Consider the following 19,840-nt stretch of genomic DNA (forward strand, 5'->3'; position numbering starts at 1 on the left):
TCTTTTTATTTTCCCCAAATATTTTCTAAAACACTTAACCAGTTTCTATGACTAATTTTATCAATTAAATCATCACTATATCCATGCGCTGAGAGTTTATCTATAATTTTTGGAAAATAAGAAATATCAGCCCACGCATTCGACATAAATCCACCATCATAGTCAGAGCCAAATCCAACATGATCTTCTCCTAAATATTCAATAAGATGATCAAAATGGCGAATTAAAATGTCAAATGATGTCTCTGCATTACGCTTCCCATCCTCACGTAAAAAAGCAGTATCTAAATTTACGCCAACAAAACCTTTAGATGCAGCAATTTCTTCCAACTGCATATTGGTTAGATTACGTGCTTGAGGACATATTTCATGGACATTAGAGTGCGTCGCCACAATGGGTTGCTGCAAAATACTTGCAGTATCCCAAAATGCTTTTTCATTCATATGAGAAACATCAACAACCAATCGTTTATGTTGACAATAGCGAATGAGTTCTTTTCCTAATGCTGTTAAACCTTGCCCTGTATCAGGCGAATGAGGAAAAGGTACGTTTAAGCCATGACCAAACTGGTTTGGTGTATTCCATAGTGCCCCAATACTTCTTAGTCCCGCAGCATAAAAAACATCAAGTAAATGAAAATCTGCATCAAGTACTTCAGCACCTTCAATATGCATGACTACTGCAAATATCCCATTTGCAATACAATCATAAATTTCTGCAACAGTTCGACAAATCTTAATTTTTCCTGCTGACTTTGCCTCTATCTGTAGTAGATAGGACATTTGTGCAAAACAGATTTGTTCAACTTGCTGCGTTGTATATGCAGTTTGATGTAAAGTCCAATCAATTTTATGTGGATAGTTCTTTTTTACATATTCAAATGGCGGAACAAAAATAGCAAAAAGACCACCGATCAGTTGACCCTTTTGACATCTCTCCCAGTCCATTTGTCCTGTAAGCGTACTGTGCAAAAAAGCAGATGATGGGTCTTCATCATCTGCTAACCAAAGTCTTGCCAAAAGATCATTATGACCATCGAATATCTTTGGTTTTTGCATTAAAAACTATCCTTTAGAGACCAAGATCAACTTAGAGTTCTTTTTATTTCTAAATGTCAGCTCATGTAATGCAAGCTCACGTTCGCTTTCTTCCCTTGCCTTTAAAATTAAATGATGATGGTCTGACTTTGAACAGACTGGATCTGGCTGAGATGCATCTCCTGTCAACATAAAGGCTTGACAGCGACAACCGCCAAAGTCTTTTTTCTTTTCAGGGCAACTTTTACATGGCTCAGGCATCCATGCATCACCTCGGAAGTGATTAAACCCTGTAGAGCGATACCATATATCAGAGAGCTTTTCATCTTTAACATTAGGGAAATTCATTGGTAGTTGACGCGCTGCATGACATGGTAATGCCGTACCATCAGGTGTAATTGTCAAGAAAATACTTCCCCAACCATTCATACATGCTTTTGGACGCTCTTCATAATAGTCAGGCACTACAAAGATAAGCTTACATGGATTACCCGCATCACTGAGCTTTTTACGATATTCATTGGTAATCCGCTCGGCACGTACCAATTGCTCCTTAGTTGGAAGAAGTCCTTGTCTGTTTAAGTATGCCCATCCATAAAATTGACAAATCGCAAGCTCAACTTGGTCTGCTTCAAGTTCAATACAAAGCTGAATAATATCTTCGATTTGATCAATATTATGTCTATGTATAACAAAGTTCAGAACCATCGGATATTCATATTTTTTAACAAGCCGCGCAATTTCATTTTTCTTTTCGAAAGCACGCTTTGAACCTGCCAACATATCATTAATGACAGGATCACTGGCTTGAAAACTCACCTGAATATGATCTAAACCTGCTTGCTTAAACTGAGCAATTTTTTCCTCATTAAACCCAAGGCCTGAAGTAATGAGATTGGTATAAAAACCTAATTTATGCGCATATTCAATAAGTTCGGGCAAATCTTGGCGAACCAATGGTTCTCCACCCGAAAACCCTAACTGAACTGCGCCCATCTCACGTGCTTCTTTAAATACATCGAACCACTGCTCTGTTGTTAGCTCATTTTGCATAGATGCAAATTCAAGCGGATTGGAACAGTATGGGCATTGTAAAGGACAACGATATGTCAGCTCGGCAAGTAACCAGAGCGGTAAACCAACCTCACTCATTTGTCTAACTTAATCCAATTTTCTTTTTGCGCTACAAGCATATAGTCGGCTACATCGGTATCAATTTGCTCAATATCGCCAAACTGTTGTTTTAGGTTTGCAATGATATCTGCAATCGTACGCTGACCATCGATATGCTGTGCAATCGCTGCGGCAGATTCATTCAGCTTAATCATTCCCTCAGGATACAAAATAATATGTGCTTGCTGTGATGGCTCATATTGAAAACGATAGCCACGTTGCCATACGGGTACAATACTTGTATCTAAACTCATCTAAATAATCCTTTATGCCATACGGGTTGGTCTGTCACACTGTGATACGGCGCTTCATTGTGCACATGTGCTAAGGTCAGTGCATCTAAAATTGACCACAAAATATCAAGCTTAAACTGCAAGATTTCTAACATACGCTGTTGCGATTCATACGTTGTAAATGAATCTAACGTAATATTTAGGCCATGCTCGACATCACGGCGAGCTTGTCCAAGCCTTGAACGAAAATAATCATACCCCTGCTCATTAATCCAAGGATAATGCTGTGGCCAAGAGTCTAAACGTGATTGGTGAATCTTCGGCGCAAAAAGCTCAGTCAAAGAGCTACTTGCTGCCTCACGCCAAGACGTTCGGCGAGCAAAATTCACATAAGCGTCTACAGCAAAGCGTACACCCGGCAGTACAAGTTCTTCTGAAATCACTTGTTCACGTGTTAGTCCTACTGCTTCAGCCAAACGTAGCCATGCTTCACGCCCACCACCATCTGGATACTCACCATCTTGATCAATCATACGCTGAATCCACTCTTGGCGTACACGTTGATCAGGACAATTCGCCATAATCGCAGCATCTTTTAAAGGAATATTAATCTGATAATAATATCTATTAGCAACCCATGCTTGAATTTGCTTTTGAGTTGCACGCCCTTCATGCATCATGACATGAAATGGATGATAAATATGATAATATTGACCTTTATCTAAGATCGCCTGCTTAAATTCCTCAGTCGTAAAAGCTGTCTGCGTATGACTCATTTTCTTTCCTTGCTCTTTATGTTTTAAAGCTCTATTTGCATGCCGTCAAATGCGACTTCCACATCATGTTTCTTTAATGTTGCAAACTGCTCTGAATCTTCATCCAAAATTGGATTAGTATTATTAATATGGATATAAACCTTACGTGTATCTTCAAGTTGGTCTAGATAAGACAGTGAACCACCCTCGCCATAAATATACAGGTGTCCCATATCTTTACCCGTTTTCGTACCAACGCCACGCGTTTGCATTTCGTGATCTGTCCACAGTGTACCGTCAATCATCACACAATCCGAAGCTTGCATAATTTGCATAACTTCATCATCCACCTTTCCTAACCCAGGTGCATAAAATAATTGCTTCTGTGTTTTACGATCTTTGATAATCATTGCAATATTATCGCCATCGTGCGGGTCATTTCGGTGTGGTGAATATGGTGGTGCAGCACTGCGAATAATCAATGGAGTAAATTCTAAGTTTTCAAATCCATCAATTTTAAACTGCTGTGTAGGGTCAATTTTATGATGCTGTAAACCACCATTCCAATGTTTTAGCATATTAAACAATGGAAAACCTGTGGTTAAATCTTGATGTACCATATCTGTACACCAAACATTGATTGGACAGCCTTCTCTAAGCGTGATCAAGCCTGTTGTATGGTCAAGTTGACTGTCCATCAATACAACACTTTTAATACCTGTATCTCTTAATGCTCTAGCAGGTTGTGCTGCTTTAAAGTCAAAAAGTTGCTGACGAATATCTGGAGAAGCATTGAATAAGACCCAGTCTATGCCATTTTCAGAAACTGCTATTGAAGACTGTGTTCTTGTTTTAGCATTGAGTGTACCTTTTCTTACGCCATCACAATTAGCGCAATTACAATTCCATTGTGGGAAACCGCCACCTGCAGCCGAACCTAACACATAAATATACATATTTTATTTACCTATTCCACAAAAACATAAGCCCTAGAATTTCTAGGGCCTATCAATAAATACTTTTAAATTAACGATGTTCGAAATACATCGTTACTTCAAAGCCAATACGTAAATCAGTGTATGCAGGTTTAGTCCATTGCATGTCCAATACTCCTATCATTATGTGCTAATTGGTCGCACATCCGGTTAAGGTAAATTTGAAATTCCATTGTAACTAATTCTATATAAAATAGACAGCCTTGAAATTCCACAAAATGTAAATTATGCACTGTAGCTGCTTAAACGCTCAGTCAGTAAATCAAAGAATCCATCACGATCAATCGTATTTAAAAAGTATGCATTCTTAGGACGGTCTGTCACTTTCCACCAATCGGCAACTGTTGCACCCATGGTTAACTCGCTTGTAGTTTCGATTTCCACATTAATTTGCTTGCCCGTAAACAAATGTGGTGCAACCAAATAACCAATAACACATGGGTCATGCAACGGCGCACCTGCTGAACCATATTTTTCTTTATCATAGCGTTCAAAGAAGTCTGTCCACGAAGCCACTGCTTCACCCACAAGTGTATTTAATGCTCTCAACTCTTTAATCCAAGTCGCGCTTGTTAACGCCTTATGTGTAACATCCAATGGTACAACAATAATTTCAATCCCTGCATCAAATACAACTTTTGCTGCATCAGGATCTACAAACATATTAAACTCGGCAGAAGGCGTAATATTACCACCCTCAAAGAAGCCACCACCCATCGAAATAATTTTTTGAATACGTGTCGCAATGTCTGGTGCTTTCATTAACGCCTGAGCAATATTGGTCATTGGTCCTAATGTACACAATGTAATTGTTTTCTCAGGTGCATTACGAAATGTTTCTATAATAAAGTCAACAGAGTGCTGTGCTTGTAATGGCATTGTTGGCTCAGGCAAATCTATACCATCTAATCCAGTTTTGCCATGCACATTTTCAGCAGTAACCAATGGTTTCTTGAGTGGTCTATCACAACCTGCAAAAACTTTGATATCTGAACGCTTTGCAAGCTCGCATACCATTCTTGCATTACGACTTGTTAAAGCAAGAGGTACATTTCCTGCAACAGTGGTAATACCTATAACTTCTAATTCTGGGCTTGCAAGCGCAAGTAAAATTGCAACACCATCATCCTGACCTGGATCTGTATCAATAATAATTTTTTGAGTTGTAGATCGCATGTAAATACCTTTCAATGAGCAGAAAGTCAACACGACTGTATCGACTTAAAAATGACACGGCACTATACCGTGAACCCTATATGAAGTGAACCTAACTCTGTACAATTCTAATGCAACTATCATAGCGCATGCTTAAGTTAATATCTTTTAAAATAAGTTACATAAAAAAAGCCAAACATACATTCCGTATAGTTTGGCTGAGTAAAAACAAATTATTTTATTTATCACATTGTGAAAGACAAACAAATGCCTGCAATTGTTGCACTCATTAAATTAGAGAGAGTGGCTGCCAAGAGTGCGCGTAATGCAAGTTTAGACAAAACTGGTGTTAGACTTGGCTCTACAACACTAAACGCACCAATAACAATACCAATTGAACTAAAGTTTGCAAAACCACAAAGACCAAATGAAATAATTGCAGCAGTATGTGGTGAAATGCTGTGATCTGCTAGATGAGGTGCTAAACCTAAATACGCAACAAACTCATTAATTGCCAATTTTTGACCAAGTAATGCACCTGCAAGCGATGCATCATTCCAATCTACTCCCATTAAATATGCAAGTGGAGATAAAACATAGCCGAAAATTGAGTTAATTGATAAATCTGAGAATCCAAATATTCCACCAATTCCACCAACTAGACCATTCAGTAATGCCAGTAAACCGACAAAAACCATAATAACAGTACCAACACCAGCAGCAATTTTAAGACCGAGCATGGCACCACTTGCAGCAGCTTCAATAATATTGGTTGGTTTGTTTTCACCAAAAGATATTTCTTTTACTTCTACTTGTGAAACTTCAGTTGCAGGGCTAAGTAATCTTGCAAATAAAATACCACCCGGAATAGCCATTAAAGAAGCTGCAAGTAAATATGTCATAGGTACACCAAGACCTGCATAACCAACCAATACCGATCCAGATACAGCAGCCATACCACTACACATTACAGTAAATAGTTCATTTTTATTCATTTTAAGTAAAAATGGACGGAGTGCAGCAGGTAGCTCATTTTGACCAATAAAAATGGTTGTAACCGCGGCAAACGATTCCACTTTACTAATGTTTAATACTTTTTGAAATGCACCACCTAAAACACGAATAAATACATTCATAATTTTAAGGTAATACAAAATAGTAATGAGCGCTGTAACAAAAATAATGGTTGGAAGTACTCTAAAAGCAAAAATAAATCCTGCGCCATCAAAGACCGCATTCATTTTACTACCAACAAGGGGCCCAAAAAGAAAAGCGCTCCCTGCATCAGAGTAACTAATAATTTTATTGAAACCTACCGCGAGTTGTTCAAATAAATATTTCCCAAATGGAACATATAAAATTAAGATTCCCAATGCAAACTGCAAACCCAATGCAGGCAAAATGGTACGTATCTTAATCATTCTTCTGTTATTGGAAAAAATAAAACCAATGAGCAACAGAATTAATATTCCAATTAAGCCGCGGTATTCAGACATACGTATCTCCGTAATATAAGCACAAGTCTACTCGCACCTATTTAAAAATAGATTACATAGATACTTTTCTTATATTACAAAACTCAGATTAAACTTGATGTTGCAGTAAATTCTAGCATTTACATATTACCAAACAGCAAATACCCTAAAATCTACCCAAAACGAATTGTTCATGCTAAATTTCAAGCATAAAAAAGAAGCAGTTAAAATTAAGCAATTGTTTTTTATAAACAAAATTATTTTGACTACTTCAATTAGCACAAATGTAACAAATTTCTACTAAAATATCGAATATTTTTTTGTTTATCTTTTAAATTATTACTTTTGGTAATAGCGATTATAACTCAAATTTAGGCATATCTTTTGCTCACTCACAAGTCAACGTCACAGTAAATTGAAAAAAAACACGGTATCATTTATCTCATTATTTTATATTTTGGGTAATTCATGAATTCTATACCTCATAAAAAACTTGTTGTGCTCGGTAGTATTAATGCAGATCATATTCTCAAACTAGAGCACTTCCCTCACCCCGGTCAAACCTTAACAGGGAATGATTATCAGATTGCTTTTGGCGGCAAGGGTGCAAACCAAGCAGTTGCTGCTGGTCGTAGTGGTGCAAATATTTCATTTATTGCTTGTGTTGGGAATGATGCTATTGGCGACAGTGTTAAAATGCAATTAGAAAAAGATAATATTGATATACATGCCATTCAATCAGTTAATGAACAACCTACTGGTGTTGCTCTTATCTTTGTAAATGCACTTGCTGAAAATTGTATAGGTATCTGTGCAGGAGCGAATGCTAGCCTTACACCTTCATATGTACAACAACATAAATCGCTTATTTCTGAAGCAGATGCTTTATTATTACAATTAGAAACGCCATTAGAAAGTATTATAGAAGCTGCAAAAATTGCAAATGAAGCCAATGTAACAGTTATTTTAAACCCTGCACCTGCACGTGAGTTGCCTGAAGCACTCCTAAACTTAGTCGATATTATTACGCCAAATGAAACTGAAACACTCAGCCTAACTGGAAAAATCGTACATAATGAAAAAGATGCTGATGATGCAGCTCAAATTTTACATGGCAAAGGTATTAAAACCGTTGTAATTACTATGGGTGCACGCGGTGTTTGGCTCAGCCAAAATGGACAAGGTCAACTCATTACTGGGTTTAAGGTACAAGCAATAGATACGATTGCCGCTGGTGATACATTTAATGGTGCTTTTATTACAGCGCTTCTTGAAGGTCAAACAGCTCAGGAGGCAGCACGTTTCGCCAATGCTGCTGCTGCAATTGCAGTAACTCGTGCAGGAGGTCAACCTTCAGTACCATGGCGCAAAGAAATTGATCTATTTTTAGAAAAATAATAAATAAATAGCGCCCTTACGTCACCCTTCCACAAGGGCGCTATTTATACATCAAAGACCATATATGTCTTGATGTGATTTATATACTTTACTGAAAAAAATACAAAATTATCTGCTTATTTTTACTTAATATTGACATAAAAACAGAATCTAAATAGAGTATTTTCAACATTTACAGCAGATTCTTCTGATGAATACTTAATGAACAGTACAGAATATACACTAGATGCATTTGATTACAAAATACTATCTGCCCTTCGAAACAATGGTCGACTTACTGTTGCACAACTTGCGGAAACTATTGGTTTATCTTCATCGCCATGTTGGACAAGGCTTAAAAGATTAGAATCACTTAAAGTTATTGAAGGCTATACAGCAACAATTAATAGAAAAGCCCTCGGGATTCATGAGCTTTTCTTCATAGAAATTACCCTTGAAAGGCATGATGATGAGACCCTTGAAAAATTCAGTGAGATTCTCGCAGATATACCTGAAATTATAGAAGCTCATTTAGTGACAGGTGAATATGACTATCTCGTTAAAGTTGCTGTTAAAAATGCAGAACATTACGAGCGTTTTTTGAGAAAAAAGTTATATTCAATTGATGGTATTCGCCATACTCGATCTATATTTGCCTTACGTCCATTAAAAGTTGAAAACTCAACTGAACTTACACATTTTAATGAAATTTAAAATAAAAAAAGCCGACTTAGATTAGTCGGCTTTTTTATTAGAAGGATATTGATTCAAATCGCTCTGCGACACTTAATACGCTAGCATCAGCAAACCTTTAAATAAGCCTGCAATAACTGCAAGTACTAAAATACCGCCAAGCCACAGAAGCACAAACCATTTTATTTGAGAACCTTTCATATTTCCCTCATAAATTAGTGATAACCTTCATCACCTACACGAACTTTATCTCTAAATACCCAATATCCCATAATGGTATACATAAGGATAATTGGTATGAGTACCAATGCACCAATTAAAGCAAATAGTTGACTATCTCTAGGTGCTGCAGCCTGCCAAATTGTTAAAGATGGCGGAATAATATTTGGCCACAACGAAATAATAAACCCTGTATATGCTAAAAACATGATACATAATGTATAGAAGAATGGCTTAAAGTCATCACGTGCAAAACAAGATTTCCATGCAAGGAAACCAAATAGAATTACAAGCAATGGTACAGGCATAAAGTAATAAAGCTGTGGCGTTGTAAACCATTTTTGTGCAATCGTGTGATGTGCAAATGGTGTATATAAACTAACAGCCGCAATAAGCAATAATACTGCAATCACAAGCTTTGGCATAAGACGATACATTTTATCTTGTAGCTCATGATCAGTCTTCATAATTAACCAACCACAGCCCAATGCCGCATACATCACTACAACGCCAATACCAGTAAATAGAGAGAAAGGTGTTAACCAATCTAATCCACCACCAACATATAACCCATTCTCAGTTTTAACACCTTGGATATATCCACCCAAAATGATACCTTGAAGGAAGCTTGCAAATGTAGAACCGCCAATAAATGCCATGTCCCAAACTGGCTTAGAACGATGTGCTTTAAAACGAAACTCGAAAGCAACACCCCTAAAAATCAGCGCAACAAGCATCAGCATAATTGGCATATAAAATGCTGAAAGCAACGTACCATAAACGACAGGGAAAGCACCAAATAGACCAGCACCACCAAGTACCATCCAAGTTTCGTTACCGTCCCATACAGGAGCCACTGTATTCATCATTACATCACGTTCTTGCTGATCTTTAATGAATGGGAATAAAATTCCTATTCCTAAATCAAACCCATCAAGAACAACATAAATTAGAACACCAAGCGCAATAATAACAGCCCAGATTAAAGATAAATCAATCATTATTGTTTACCTCCCTTGTTACCATGACTGTCATCTTCATCAATGTCATCATCAACTGCACTTAAAGGACGCATAGGTGTTTTAAAATGACCAACACCACCAATTTCTTCAGGGTTCGAGTGAATAAATTGAGGACCTTTATGCATAAGTTTCAAGATATAGTAAATACCAGTACCAAAAACTACAGTATAAACAATCACAAAGATAATCAGTGTAATACCTACTTGGTTTGCAGATACTGGAGACATTGCATCAGATGTACGTAGTACACCATACACAACCCATGGTTGACGCCCCATTTCTGTTGTAATCCAACCTGCGAGCAATGCAATATATCCTGTAGGAGCCATTACAATTGCAAAACGGTGGAACCAAGACTTCTCATAAAGTGCCTTACCTTTACGCAGTACTAAACCTGTTACTGCCAATAAAAGCATAAGCATACCTAGACCCGCCATTACACGGAAAGTCCAGAAAATTACTGTCGAGTTTGGACGGTCTGCTGCAGGAAACTCTTTGAGACCTTTAACAACACCATTTAATTCATGAGTCAGTACAAGGCTACCTAAATATGGAATACCAATTGCATATTTGGTTTTCTCTTCCTTCATATCTGGAATACCAAATACATATAGAGGCATAGACTCATTTGTATTTGTTTCCCAGTGACCTTCAATCGCTGCGAGTTTTGCAGGTTGATGATGCAGCGTATTTAAACCATGCTGATCTCCAACCATAACTTGTGCTGGCGCTGCAAACAAAATCATCCAAAGTGCCATGGAAAATGATTTTTTAACCAATTCATCACGGCGACCACGTAGTAGATGCCATGCTGAACAGCCTGCAACAATAAGTGCAGAAACAAGAAATGCTGCTATTGCCATATGTACAAAGCGATATGGGAAAGATGGGTTGAAGACAATTGCTAACCAATCTTTTGGTACAATAACACCATTTTCAATGGCAAATCCTTGCGGGGTTTGCATCCAACTGTTCGAGGACAAAATCCAGAACATTGAAATACAAGTTCCTATTGCAACCATGAACGTTGCAAAGAAGTGGGCTCTTTCACTCACTCTTCCCCAACCGAACATCATTACACCCAAGAAACCTGCTTCCAAGAAGAATGCTGAAAGCACCTCATAGGTAAGTAGAGGGCCTGTAACACCGCCGGCGATTCTTGAAAATTCACTCCAGTTCGTACCGAACTCATAGCTCATTACAACGCCAGAAACCACGCCCATACCGAACGCAACTGCAAATATTTTAAGCCAATACTTAAATAGGTCTTTATATACAGGGTTTCTTGTACGTAACCAACGCCATTCCAAAACTGCTAAAAAGCACGCTAAGCCAATAGACGTTGCAGGGAAAATGATATGAAAAGAAACCGTAAAAGCAAATTGAATTCGTGCCAATTCAAGTGCTGTTAATCCTAGAGACATATTTCCTCCTCAGGATTATGAGATCTAGTCATCTCGACTAAGTCATGCTTAAATTTCCTTTACCGGTAAATCATCTGCAAATATATCGATCTGGCTGTCTGCTAGACGATAAACTCACAGCTGCTCAGTTAACTTCAACCAAACAATTGATGATTTGGGTATAAACTGCATCAATATGCTATCCATGTTTATAATGGTATATATTAACTGAGTTATATAAGATTTGATGCCAAATATTAATATTTTTTTCAAATTACTGTTATCTCTTTATACAGCATCCAATTATTTTAAGGCCTTGTATTAAAACAATAATAATTAAGAAAAAAGATCTAAAGTAAACGTTTTTTTAGATAAAGACCAATTTTCCTTATATATTTTTAATATATTATTAATGCATAAATTAACTATCTATAATACAATTATGTGACACAAGTCACACTTATGGGAAAATGATTAGTTTTTCTTTGCAGAGAAGTTCGTTATCTATTCTATGCGCTACTTCTATTTATACATCACATTCACTTGCATACACTCCGCCTCTCTCTATTCCGCAAAGTCAGATAGTGACACGTGAAACTGCAGTACAGATGGTCTACCAAGGAAATATAGATGTCGGTATATCTCAGCTTCAACAACTTTTAGACAATGAGCCAACCAACCAAAAACTTCTTGCTGACTATTTAACACTACGCGCTCACTATCAGCAATTCACAGAAAGTGATCTACAACACCTGAAGCAGATTCATATTTCAGACTATCCGAGCTATGCCCAAATACCCACAATACAAGGATTAAGAAATAGTAAATATTTTTTAGTTGCTTTAGCATTCACAGAAAAACTCTACAAGCAGTGCCCATCACCAAATCTTTTATTATTAAAAGCAATTTTAGAGGCAGAAGCACAGCAAATACCTCAAGCTATAGAAGACTTGAAATTATTGCCTGTGGCACAGCTTACTGTAGAACAGCGCTTACAAGTCGCTTATGTATGGCGTATTACCAGTCACCCATTAAACAGCTTAAATATTTTAGTTCCTCTATTCGAGAGTGATCCAAAAAATAAAAAAATAACCGAAGAGTATATTCAAACACTTATTGCTCTAGGCAACCACTCCAAAGCGTTAGATGCACTAGAAAAGTCAAATTTGTCTCAAGACTTCCCTGAGCTATTCATCAATTTAAAGTTGGCAATTTTCAGCACGAATATCAATGATGCAATTGCACATTATAAATATCTATCTAACAAGGGTGAGCCCGATCAAGTTGCTTTTAAACAGCTCGACGAGACTTTAGATGAAACCAATGATTTAAAAAAAATACTTACAGATCAATCTAAACAATATCTAATGTTTTATTACGACTATGTCTATGCACTTAACTTTAGGAAAAGTTTCTCAGAAGTTCTTAAGTATGCATCCCAACCCCATAAGCCGTACCTACAAATGCCTGCATATGTACGACATGCTATTGCCAATGCTTATCTTTATTTAAAGCAACCACAATACGCCCAACCATTATATGAAAGTTTACTGCAAGAAAAAAATTATGCTGATATGGAGGTTTATAGTGGTCTTTACTATGCATATTTAGAACAAGAAAAATATAAAGAAGCAAATGAGCTCATTGTTAAAATTGACCAACTCATTCCAACATTTATTTATAGCAATGCACTAGGCACAGACAAGACAACAGCACCCGATCGTTACGAATACATAGAGCTGCAAGGCTTAAACATTGCATATCACAACCAATTAGACTTAGCTGAAAATCACTTTCAAAAACTTGTCATTAAGTCGCCAAGTAATGCCAGCTACATCAATGATCTTTCAAAAATACAACGTTGGAGAAGCTTACCTCTCACGGCACAAGCAACACTTAGACGGCTCAATGGCAAAAACACTATTGACAAATCAACGTTCATTAATAGATTGGAAAACTTCCAAGCACTTGAAAATATTAATGCTTGGCGGACACAACTTGAGCAGGTAGAAGATCTATACCCTCAAGATACAAGCATACAAAAAAGCCGTAAAGACCTAAATGCAAGAGATAAATTCACAGTTAACCATGAAACTCGGCTTGGACGTAATACCAATAATGTTGGACAAGATTTAGAAAGTATTTCTCAAATATATTCACCATGGGTTGAAAATAACTACCGTGCATTTTTCACACATCAGTTACGATTAGGAAAATATCAAACACAAAAAATACTTTCTGAAAGCTATCAAACTGGGCTGGAATGGCGTTCAGAAAGAAAACAGTTTGATATTTCCCTTTCACAATCGAAAAGAACCGGGCTAATGCTAAACTGGTCTGCATGGCTAAATGACCATTGGCAATATAATATGGGCTATAACAGCCAAGACCCTATTCCTTTACAAGCCATTCAAATGAATTATAAAGGGTTTACCTATACCATAGGTGCGCTATGGCAAAAAAATGAGTCACTCTCTGCTAAATTAGCTTATCAGTCGACTTACATGTCGGATACAAACCAACAAAATGATTATTCAATTCATCTTACAAAGCGTATTTTTGCATCTCCTCATCATACCACTGAAGCACAATTAAACTTCAGTACAGGAACGAATCGTAAACAAAGCTCGGAGTATTTCAGTCCAGCAACATATTTAGATTCAACACTGGTACTACATCATGATTGGCTAACATGGCGTAATTATGAACAATATTTTAATCAACGCTTTGAACTAGGCCTAGGCATCTATCAGCAAAAAAATACACCGCCGCTTCCATTTTTAAGCCTCCAATACTTACATGATTGGGCATTAAGCGACTCATGGCATCTTCAATATGGTATGAACTTTACCAACCATCCTTATAACGGTCAGCATGAGAATCAGCTCTCAGGACTAATAGGCATACAAGGATCTTTTTAATGACTATTTACAAGCTATCAAAATACTTCTCTTGTTTGCTTCTCAGTCTGAGTACTGCAACAACTCAAGCTATAGAATTTAATGAAAATCTAAAAAAAGATCAGTCTATTTCTTTTAATTTTCATGATGTAAGAGATGATGTACAAAAACAAGGAGATCGTGACCCTTATGCTATTCATACAAAAAACTTAACTGCTTTTCTTGACTGGCTTTCCACATCTAAATGGAATCCTGTAACACTACAACAAATTTTAGATGCAAAAGAAGGTAAACATCCTCTTCCTCAAAATGCAGTTCTTTTAACTTTTGATGATGGCACACTGAGCAATTACACTCATGTTTTTCCACTACTCAAGCAGTATAAAATTCATGCTGTATTTGCAATTGTCACGAGTTGGATTGATGGACGTAATTCAGGTGGTGAAACCGCATATGGTAAAAAAAATTTAGTTTCTTGGGATCAACTTAGAGAAATGCAACACTCTGGATTAGTCGAGTTTGCAAGCCACTCTGACCAACTCCATCAGGGTATATTGGCTAACCCCCAAAACAACCTAGAACCTGCTGCTATTACTCGACAATATTTCATAAAAGAAAACCGTTACGAAAATGATGATGAATATTACAACCGCATCATTACTGATCTAAAAATATCAAAACAAAGATTAGATCATGAGCTAAATATTCAGACCAATACAATTATTTGGCCTTATGGTGCAGTAACACCAGAGTCTGAAAAAATTGCCAAAGATGCTGGCTTACCGCTATCTTTTAGTTTAGGACGTTCAGGTATCAATAGCGCACATGACGGTACATTAAAACGACTCTTAGTTACAGACAATGCAACAGCCGAAACTTTAAAAGAGGAATTATTAAACCTGACGCATTATCATGAAGATTTAATCACTGATCAAAAGCACAGTATCCAATTTAGTTTAGATGACCTCATTTCCCAGCCAACGAATGATGTAAATAATAACCTTGGGCTTTTTCTTAATTATGTGCAGGCTTTATCTGTAAATCGTATTTTCATTAATACGATTCAGGACTCATCCGAAGGACCTGTAACTTTTTTCCCAAATGAAGTATTCCCCATAAAAATGGACTTACTCAACCGAACTATTTGGCAATCTAAAACACGACTCTTTCTTAGTGCTTATGCATCTATTCCAATGCATTACTTCTATGCAAACCCTACTCATTTAAATACCTTTGTGCAAAATCTAATGAAGAATAATACGGGTATTTCAGGGTTAGATTTAGATTTTGGCGATCAACTCTATAATAATTTTATAGCAAATGAGAATGCTCAATGGTTTGAAAAACTACAACACATTAAAGCCACTGCTGAATATTTATCTAATGTAAGTACAACCTTTAATATTGTATTACATGGTCAGGTATCTCTTACTGAAATGCCTGCATTTAAGCAAAAACTTGCTTATTTAACCCATTATTTTAACTATATAAATATAAATATCCCTACTCTTACAAATAATAAGGAATCTCATGCTTGGATAAATATATTGAAAGACATTCCACAGCATCAAAAAAACAAATTAATTGTCAGTTTAAATATTAAAAATATCAACCAAGCAAAAGTATGGGAGACTGCTCAAAATTTTCTTCAAGAGCTTGAACGCATAGGTATTCATAATATTAAAATTCAACCTTACACCCTCGCAAAAGCAGCAGATATACAAAAGCACTTATACTTTCCAATAAGTGAAAATAGCAGTCCTTTAAGTTATAGAAACCCATTTCCTGAAGGAGAAAGTCTATGATTTCTTGGCTAGAATATCTCTTTGATTTTTCTTTTTTCTATCCACTACTCATGGCATGGATTTGGATTGTTGGCGGACTATGGTTCTTCTTTAAACATGAATTTACACCATCACCACTTCCAGTACCAAATACAGAAGAAGGTTGCAGCATTATTATTCCATGCTTTAATGAGGAAGCCCAAATACATGAAACTATCCGTTATGCTTTACAAACACAATATCCAAAATTTGAGGTTATTGCCGTAAACGATGGTAGTTCTGACCGTACAGCTGAAATACTTGATCAACTACAAAAAGAAAACCCACGTTTAAGAATTGTACATCTAGCTGAGAACCAAGGTAAAGCCATTGCGCTACGTTCAGGAACATTGGTAAGCCAATACGAATACTTAATTTGTATTGATGGTGATGCATTACTACACCCGCATGCTGTTCTTTGGATGATGCAACCTTTAGTTTCCCATGCACGTGTTGGTGCAGTTACAGGTAACCCACGGATCATTAATCGCTCAAGCATATTAGGAAAACTTCAGGTTGGAGAGTTTTCATCAATCATTGGTTTAATTAAGCGTGCTCAAAGAACTTATGGCAGAGTATTTACCATTTCAGGTGTAATTGCTGGGTTTCGTAAAACTGCGTTAGAGCGTGTTGAGTTTTGGTCAGATGATAAAATTACAGAAGATATTGATATTTCATGGAAACTACAATGCGACCACTGGGATATTCAATATATTCCTCAAGCACTTTGCTATATCTATATGCCTGAAACGCTTAAAGGATTATGGAAACAAAGACTCCGTTGGTCTCAAGGAGGCATTGAAGTTTTAAAGGACTATATTCAAAGAATTTTTAAATGGCGCTTACGAAGAATGTGGCCAATTATTCTTGAAGGAATTGTAAGTATTATTTGGGCTTATACCATCGCCCTTATTTTCATTCTCTTTATTCTTGGGCTATTCATACCTCTACCAAATGCAATATATATCAAAACATTGTTTCCTGAATGGTATGGTGCAATGCTTGGTTTAACCTGCTTAATTCAATTTGCCATTAGCTTATGGATAGACAAACGCTATGATGGTCAAAACCGTTTCATACGCAACTACTTTTGGGTGATTTGGTATCCTATCTTTTTTTGGTTACTTACAACACTCACAACTATTACAGCTTTACCAAAAACACTCTTACAAAAGAAAAAACGTGCAAGATGGGTAAGTCCAGACCGCGGTTTTAATGGGAACTCATCTCCATGAAAAAAGATCATATAAAACTTGATATTCCTCAATATATTGATAACCCACACTTTGTGACTAAAAAAAGTAGAGATCATCTCATACAATTTTTAGGTTGGTTCTGTTTTATGGGATTAATACTGCCGCTTATCACTCTCCTACTTTGGGCATTTGAGTTCACTACTATTCAACATTATATATTCATTGATGGGCAACACGCACGTCAAAACAATCTTATTCGTACAAGCATGGCCACTTTCATCTGCTCGACAATTTTATTGAGTTGGGCATCTTATAATTGGATACGCTTTAGAAACAATGAAAGACGAAAAAAACCATTAAATACCCCCTTAAACCAACTTGCACAAAGCTTTGATGTTACTGTTCATGAATTAAATGAACTTCAAAAGTGCCAAAATCTCACGTTATATTATGATATTAATGGCAAATTAACTCATTTTCGTCAAAATAAAACATAGCACATTAGTTTTTCAATAGATCGATAGGTTCAACTTGTACATCACTCATTCTTTCACCGTGGTGTAATAATTGATTAAAGTACTGCTCAACAACTTCTGCCTGTTCAGCAGTGCTATCGACCTTATACATTTGTTGACGAAAATCATTACTTGAGTGCAAACCTTTGGTATACCAAGCAATATGCTTCCTTGCGATACGGCATCCTGAATATTCACCATAGAAATCATATAGTTCAGTTAAATGCCCAAGAAGTACATTTCGCACCTCCTCGATTTCAGGCGCAGCTAAATATTCACCCGTTTTTAAATAGTGAGCGATTTCTCTAAATATCCATGGTCTTCCCTGTGCAGCACGACCAACCATAATGGCATCTGCACCAGTTGTATCTAAAACATATTTTGCTTTTTCAGGGCTATCTATATCGCCATTTGCAATTACAGGAATATTAATCGTTTTTTTGACTTCAGTAATCAAATCATAACGTGCGGTATTTAAATACATATCTTCACGTGTACGACCATGCAATACGAGTGCTTGTATTCCCGATTTCTCAGCACATTCTGCTACTCTTAGAATATTTTCCTCACCATTAAGGAAACCTAATCGAGTTTTTAATGTCACAGGCACATCCACAGCTTCAACAACTGCACTAAGTATTTGCTCAACTAAACCTTCATCTTGAAGTAATGCTGATCCTGCAAGCTTATTGCATACCTTTTTTGCAGGGCACCCCATATTTATATCAACAATTTGTGCACCGTTAGCAACTTGATATCGTGCTGCCTCAGCAAGCTCTAGTGGGTCAGAACCTGCAATTTGTGCAGATATTGGTGCAATTTCCCCATCAAAGTTTGCTCTATATAAGCTTTTTTTTGTCATTCTTAATGTTTTGTCTGCTGTCATCATTTCACTAACAGCATGACCTGCACCAAAATATTTGCATAGTGTTCTAAATGGTCTATCAGTAACACCTGCCATCGGTGCAACCCAAATCTTCTTATCTATTGATCTATCAAACAATTCTCTAATTACATTGTTTTTACTCAATTTTTACAACCTCATTAAAGTTTGTTTACCCTCATCTTATTAACTTTTAACTCCCTATTTGCCCCTTAAAAAATTATGGTGCAAATAGGGACTATTACTAAACGTCAATAGATAGTACAAATAAATATCGTGCTCAAGCATGCATACACACACAAAACTTATCCAATAAAAACATTAATTAAAAGCCCCTACCTAAGAATGGCTGAAAAATGAAGCTTAGATAGAAAAAACCAAAGAAAAATACTTAATCAAAAATGATAAAGCCTAAAACTTTAGCAAATCTCATTAAAAAGTATTTAGAAGAAGTAGGCAGTTTCGCTAGGATAAAACTTGGATGCTTAATTAAGTCATTAGTTTAAGCATTTCTGAGAAAAATATCTATTTATTAAAAGTAAGAAAAGCTTAATCTGTGCTTCAAAAGAGTTCAATTTCAAGAAATATGCAAAAAAAATTTAATTAAATACAATATTATCTTATGCACACATTCTTAAAAATTAACTTTAACCTATGCTCTGACTATTGGAATAAGTTTACCCAGTAACTCTATTAAGCTTGGCGTATCAGGAACGCCAAAATACTCGACATTATCAGCATATAAAGAAAAAATAATAATATATTGATACATATCTGCATTTACAGTTTGTGCGATCAATACAGTAATGTATTTAGGAGAGTTTTCAGGATTAAAATATAAACTAGGATCGCAGATATACCCTAAACGCTCCATTCCCTCTTCAGGAGTAATGGGTCCATCTGTTGTCTGTAACTCTCTATTTAACTCAGCACTGAAATCATATTTAGCATCTACCCATCCTGTTCTATAGTTATACTCATACATC

The 19,840-nt window shown here is 36.4% G+C and carries 18 protein-coding genes; 6 read left to right on the plus strand and 12 right to left on the minus strand.

All coding sequences use genetic code 11. From position 1 onward, the window contains the following. Positions 1-5: 5 nt before the first annotated feature. From P256_RS03115 to P256_RS03145, 8 genes are all read right to left on the minus strand, one after another. A complete protein-coding gene (locus tag P256_RS03115; RefSeq protein WP_023272232.1) occupies positions 6-1,058 on the minus strand; it encodes a dipeptidase in 1,053 nt (350 codons plus the stop codon). Positions 1,059-1,064: 6 nt separating this feature from the next. Further along, a complete protein-coding gene (gene pqqE / locus P256_RS03120) occupies positions 1,065-2,189 on the minus strand; it encodes a pyrroloquinoline quinone biosynthesis protein PqqE (protein ID WP_023272233.1) in 1,125 nt (374 codons plus the stop codon). Next, on the minus strand, positions 2,186-2,464 hold the full coding sequence (pqqD, locus tag P256_RS03125; protein ID WP_023272234.1) for a pyrroloquinoline quinone biosynthesis peptide chaperone PqqD: 279 nt from the start codon (positions 2,462-2,464) through the stop codon (positions 2,186-2,188). The genes pqqE and pqqD overlap by 4 nt, the downstream gene beginning before the upstream one ends. Next, a complete protein-coding gene (gene pqqC, locus P256_RS03130; protein ID WP_023272235.1) occupies positions 2,461-3,219 on the minus strand; it encodes a pyrroloquinoline-quinone synthase PqqC in 759 nt (252 codons plus the stop codon). The genes pqqD and pqqC overlap by 4 nt, the downstream gene beginning before the upstream one ends. Positions 3,220-3,242: 23 nt before the next feature. Further along, the gene (pqqB, locus tag P256_RS03135) at positions 3,243-4,154 is read right to left on the minus strand and encodes a pyrroloquinoline quinone biosynthesis protein PqqB (protein WP_023272236.1); all 912 of its coding nucleotides are present in this window, start codon (positions 4,152-4,154) and stop codon (positions 3,243-3,245) included. A 70-nt stretch (positions 4,155-4,224) separates the two neighbouring features. Then, complete coding sequence (gene pqqA, locus P256_RS13085) at positions 4,225-4,299, minus strand: pyrroloquinoline quinone precursor peptide PqqA (RefSeq protein WP_081401732.1); 75 nt, start codon at positions 4,297-4,299, stop codon at positions 4,225-4,227. Between the two features lie 119 nt (positions 4,300-4,418). Beyond that, positions 4,419-5,369, minus strand: coding sequence for a nucleoside hydrolase (locus tag P256_RS03140; protein WP_023272237.1), 951 nt, complete (start codon positions 5,367-5,369; stop codon positions 4,419-4,421). Between the two features lie 224 nt (positions 5,370-5,593). Beyond that, positions 5,594-6,844, minus strand: coding sequence for a NupC/NupG family nucleoside CNT transporter (locus P256_RS03145; protein ID WP_023272238.1), 1,251 nt, complete (start codon positions 6,842-6,844; stop codon positions 5,594-5,596). Positions 6,845-7,291: 447 nt separating this feature from the next. On the opposite strand from P256_RS03145, the gene rbsK reads away from it, so the two are divergent. Both rbsK and P256_RS03155 read left to right on the plus strand, forming a co-directional pair. Then, positions 7,292-8,221 (plus strand): ribokinase, encoded by a 930-nt coding sequence (rbsK, locus tag P256_RS03150; protein ID WP_023272239.1) that lies wholly within the window; start codon positions 7,292-7,294, stop codon positions 8,219-8,221. A 201-nt stretch (positions 8,222-8,422) separates the two neighbouring features. Beyond that, positions 8,423-8,914, plus strand: coding sequence for an Lrp/AsnC family transcriptional regulator (locus tag P256_RS03155; protein WP_023272240.1), 492 nt, complete (start codon positions 8,423-8,425; stop codon positions 8,912-8,914). A 194-nt stretch (positions 8,915-9,108) separates the two neighbouring features. Here the strand turns inward: P256_RS03155 and cydB are convergent, their stop codons facing one another. Together cydB and P256_RS03165 are read right to left on the minus strand one after the other, a co-directional pair. Continuing rightward, on the minus strand, positions 9,109-10,113 hold the full coding sequence (gene cydB, locus P256_RS03160; protein ID WP_023272242.1) for a cytochrome d ubiquinol oxidase subunit II: 1,005 nt from the start codon (positions 10,111-10,113) through the stop codon (positions 9,109-9,111). Further along, on the minus strand, positions 10,113-11,558 hold the full coding sequence (locus P256_RS03165) for a cytochrome ubiquinol oxidase subunit I (protein WP_023272243.1): 1,446 nt from the start codon (positions 11,556-11,558) through the stop codon (positions 10,113-10,115). Before P256_RS03165 ends, cydB begins: the two co-directional genes overlap by 1 nt. A 563-nt stretch (positions 11,559-12,121) precedes the next feature. Here P256_RS03165 and P256_RS03170 point away from each other — a divergent pair. The 4 genes from P256_RS03170 to pgaD are packed head-to-tail and all read left to right on the plus strand — an operon-like array spanning position 12,122 to position 17,953. After that, a complete protein-coding gene (locus tag P256_RS03170) occupies positions 12,122-14,458 on the plus strand; it encodes a PgaA family protein (protein ID WP_051353542.1) in 2,337 nt (778 codons plus the stop codon). Then, a complete protein-coding gene (gene pgaB / locus P256_RS03175) occupies positions 14,458-16,242 on the plus strand; it encodes a poly-beta-1,6-N-acetyl-D-glucosamine N-deacetylase PgaB (protein ID WP_023272245.1) in 1,785 nt (594 codons plus the stop codon). Before P256_RS03170 ends, pgaB begins: the two co-directional genes overlap by 1 nt. After that, complete coding sequence (gene pgaC, locus P256_RS03180; protein WP_023272246.1) at positions 16,239-17,495, plus strand: poly-beta-1,6-N-acetyl-D-glucosamine synthase; 1,257 nt, start codon at positions 16,239-16,241, stop codon at positions 17,493-17,495. The genes pgaB and pgaC overlap by 4 nt, the downstream gene beginning before the upstream one ends. Further along, a complete protein-coding gene (pgaD, locus tag P256_RS03185) occupies positions 17,492-17,953 on the plus strand; it encodes a poly-beta-1,6-N-acetyl-D-glucosamine biosynthesis protein PgaD (RefSeq protein WP_023272247.1) in 462 nt (153 codons plus the stop codon). Before pgaC ends, pgaD begins: the two co-directional genes overlap by 4 nt. A 4-nt stretch (positions 17,954-17,957) precedes the next feature. Here pgaD and dusB read toward each other — a convergent pair whose 3' ends face one another. Then, complete coding sequence (gene dusB, locus P256_RS03190) at positions 17,958-18,974, minus strand: tRNA dihydrouridine synthase DusB (RefSeq protein WP_040331763.1); 1,017 nt, start codon at positions 18,972-18,974, stop codon at positions 17,958-17,960. A gap of 532 nt (positions 18,975-19,506) precedes the next feature. Then, positions 19,507-19,839, minus strand: coding sequence for a hypothetical protein (locus P256_RS03195; RefSeq protein WP_023272249.1), 333 nt, complete (start codon positions 19,837-19,839; stop codon positions 19,507-19,509). Between the last annotated feature and the right edge of the window lies 1 nt (position 19,840).

This window comes from Acinetobacter nectaris CIP 110549 (assembly GCF_000488215.1).
GTDB classification, from domain to species: Bacteria; Pseudomonadota; Gammaproteobacteria; order Pseudomonadales; family Moraxellaceae; genus Acinetobacter; species Acinetobacter nectaris.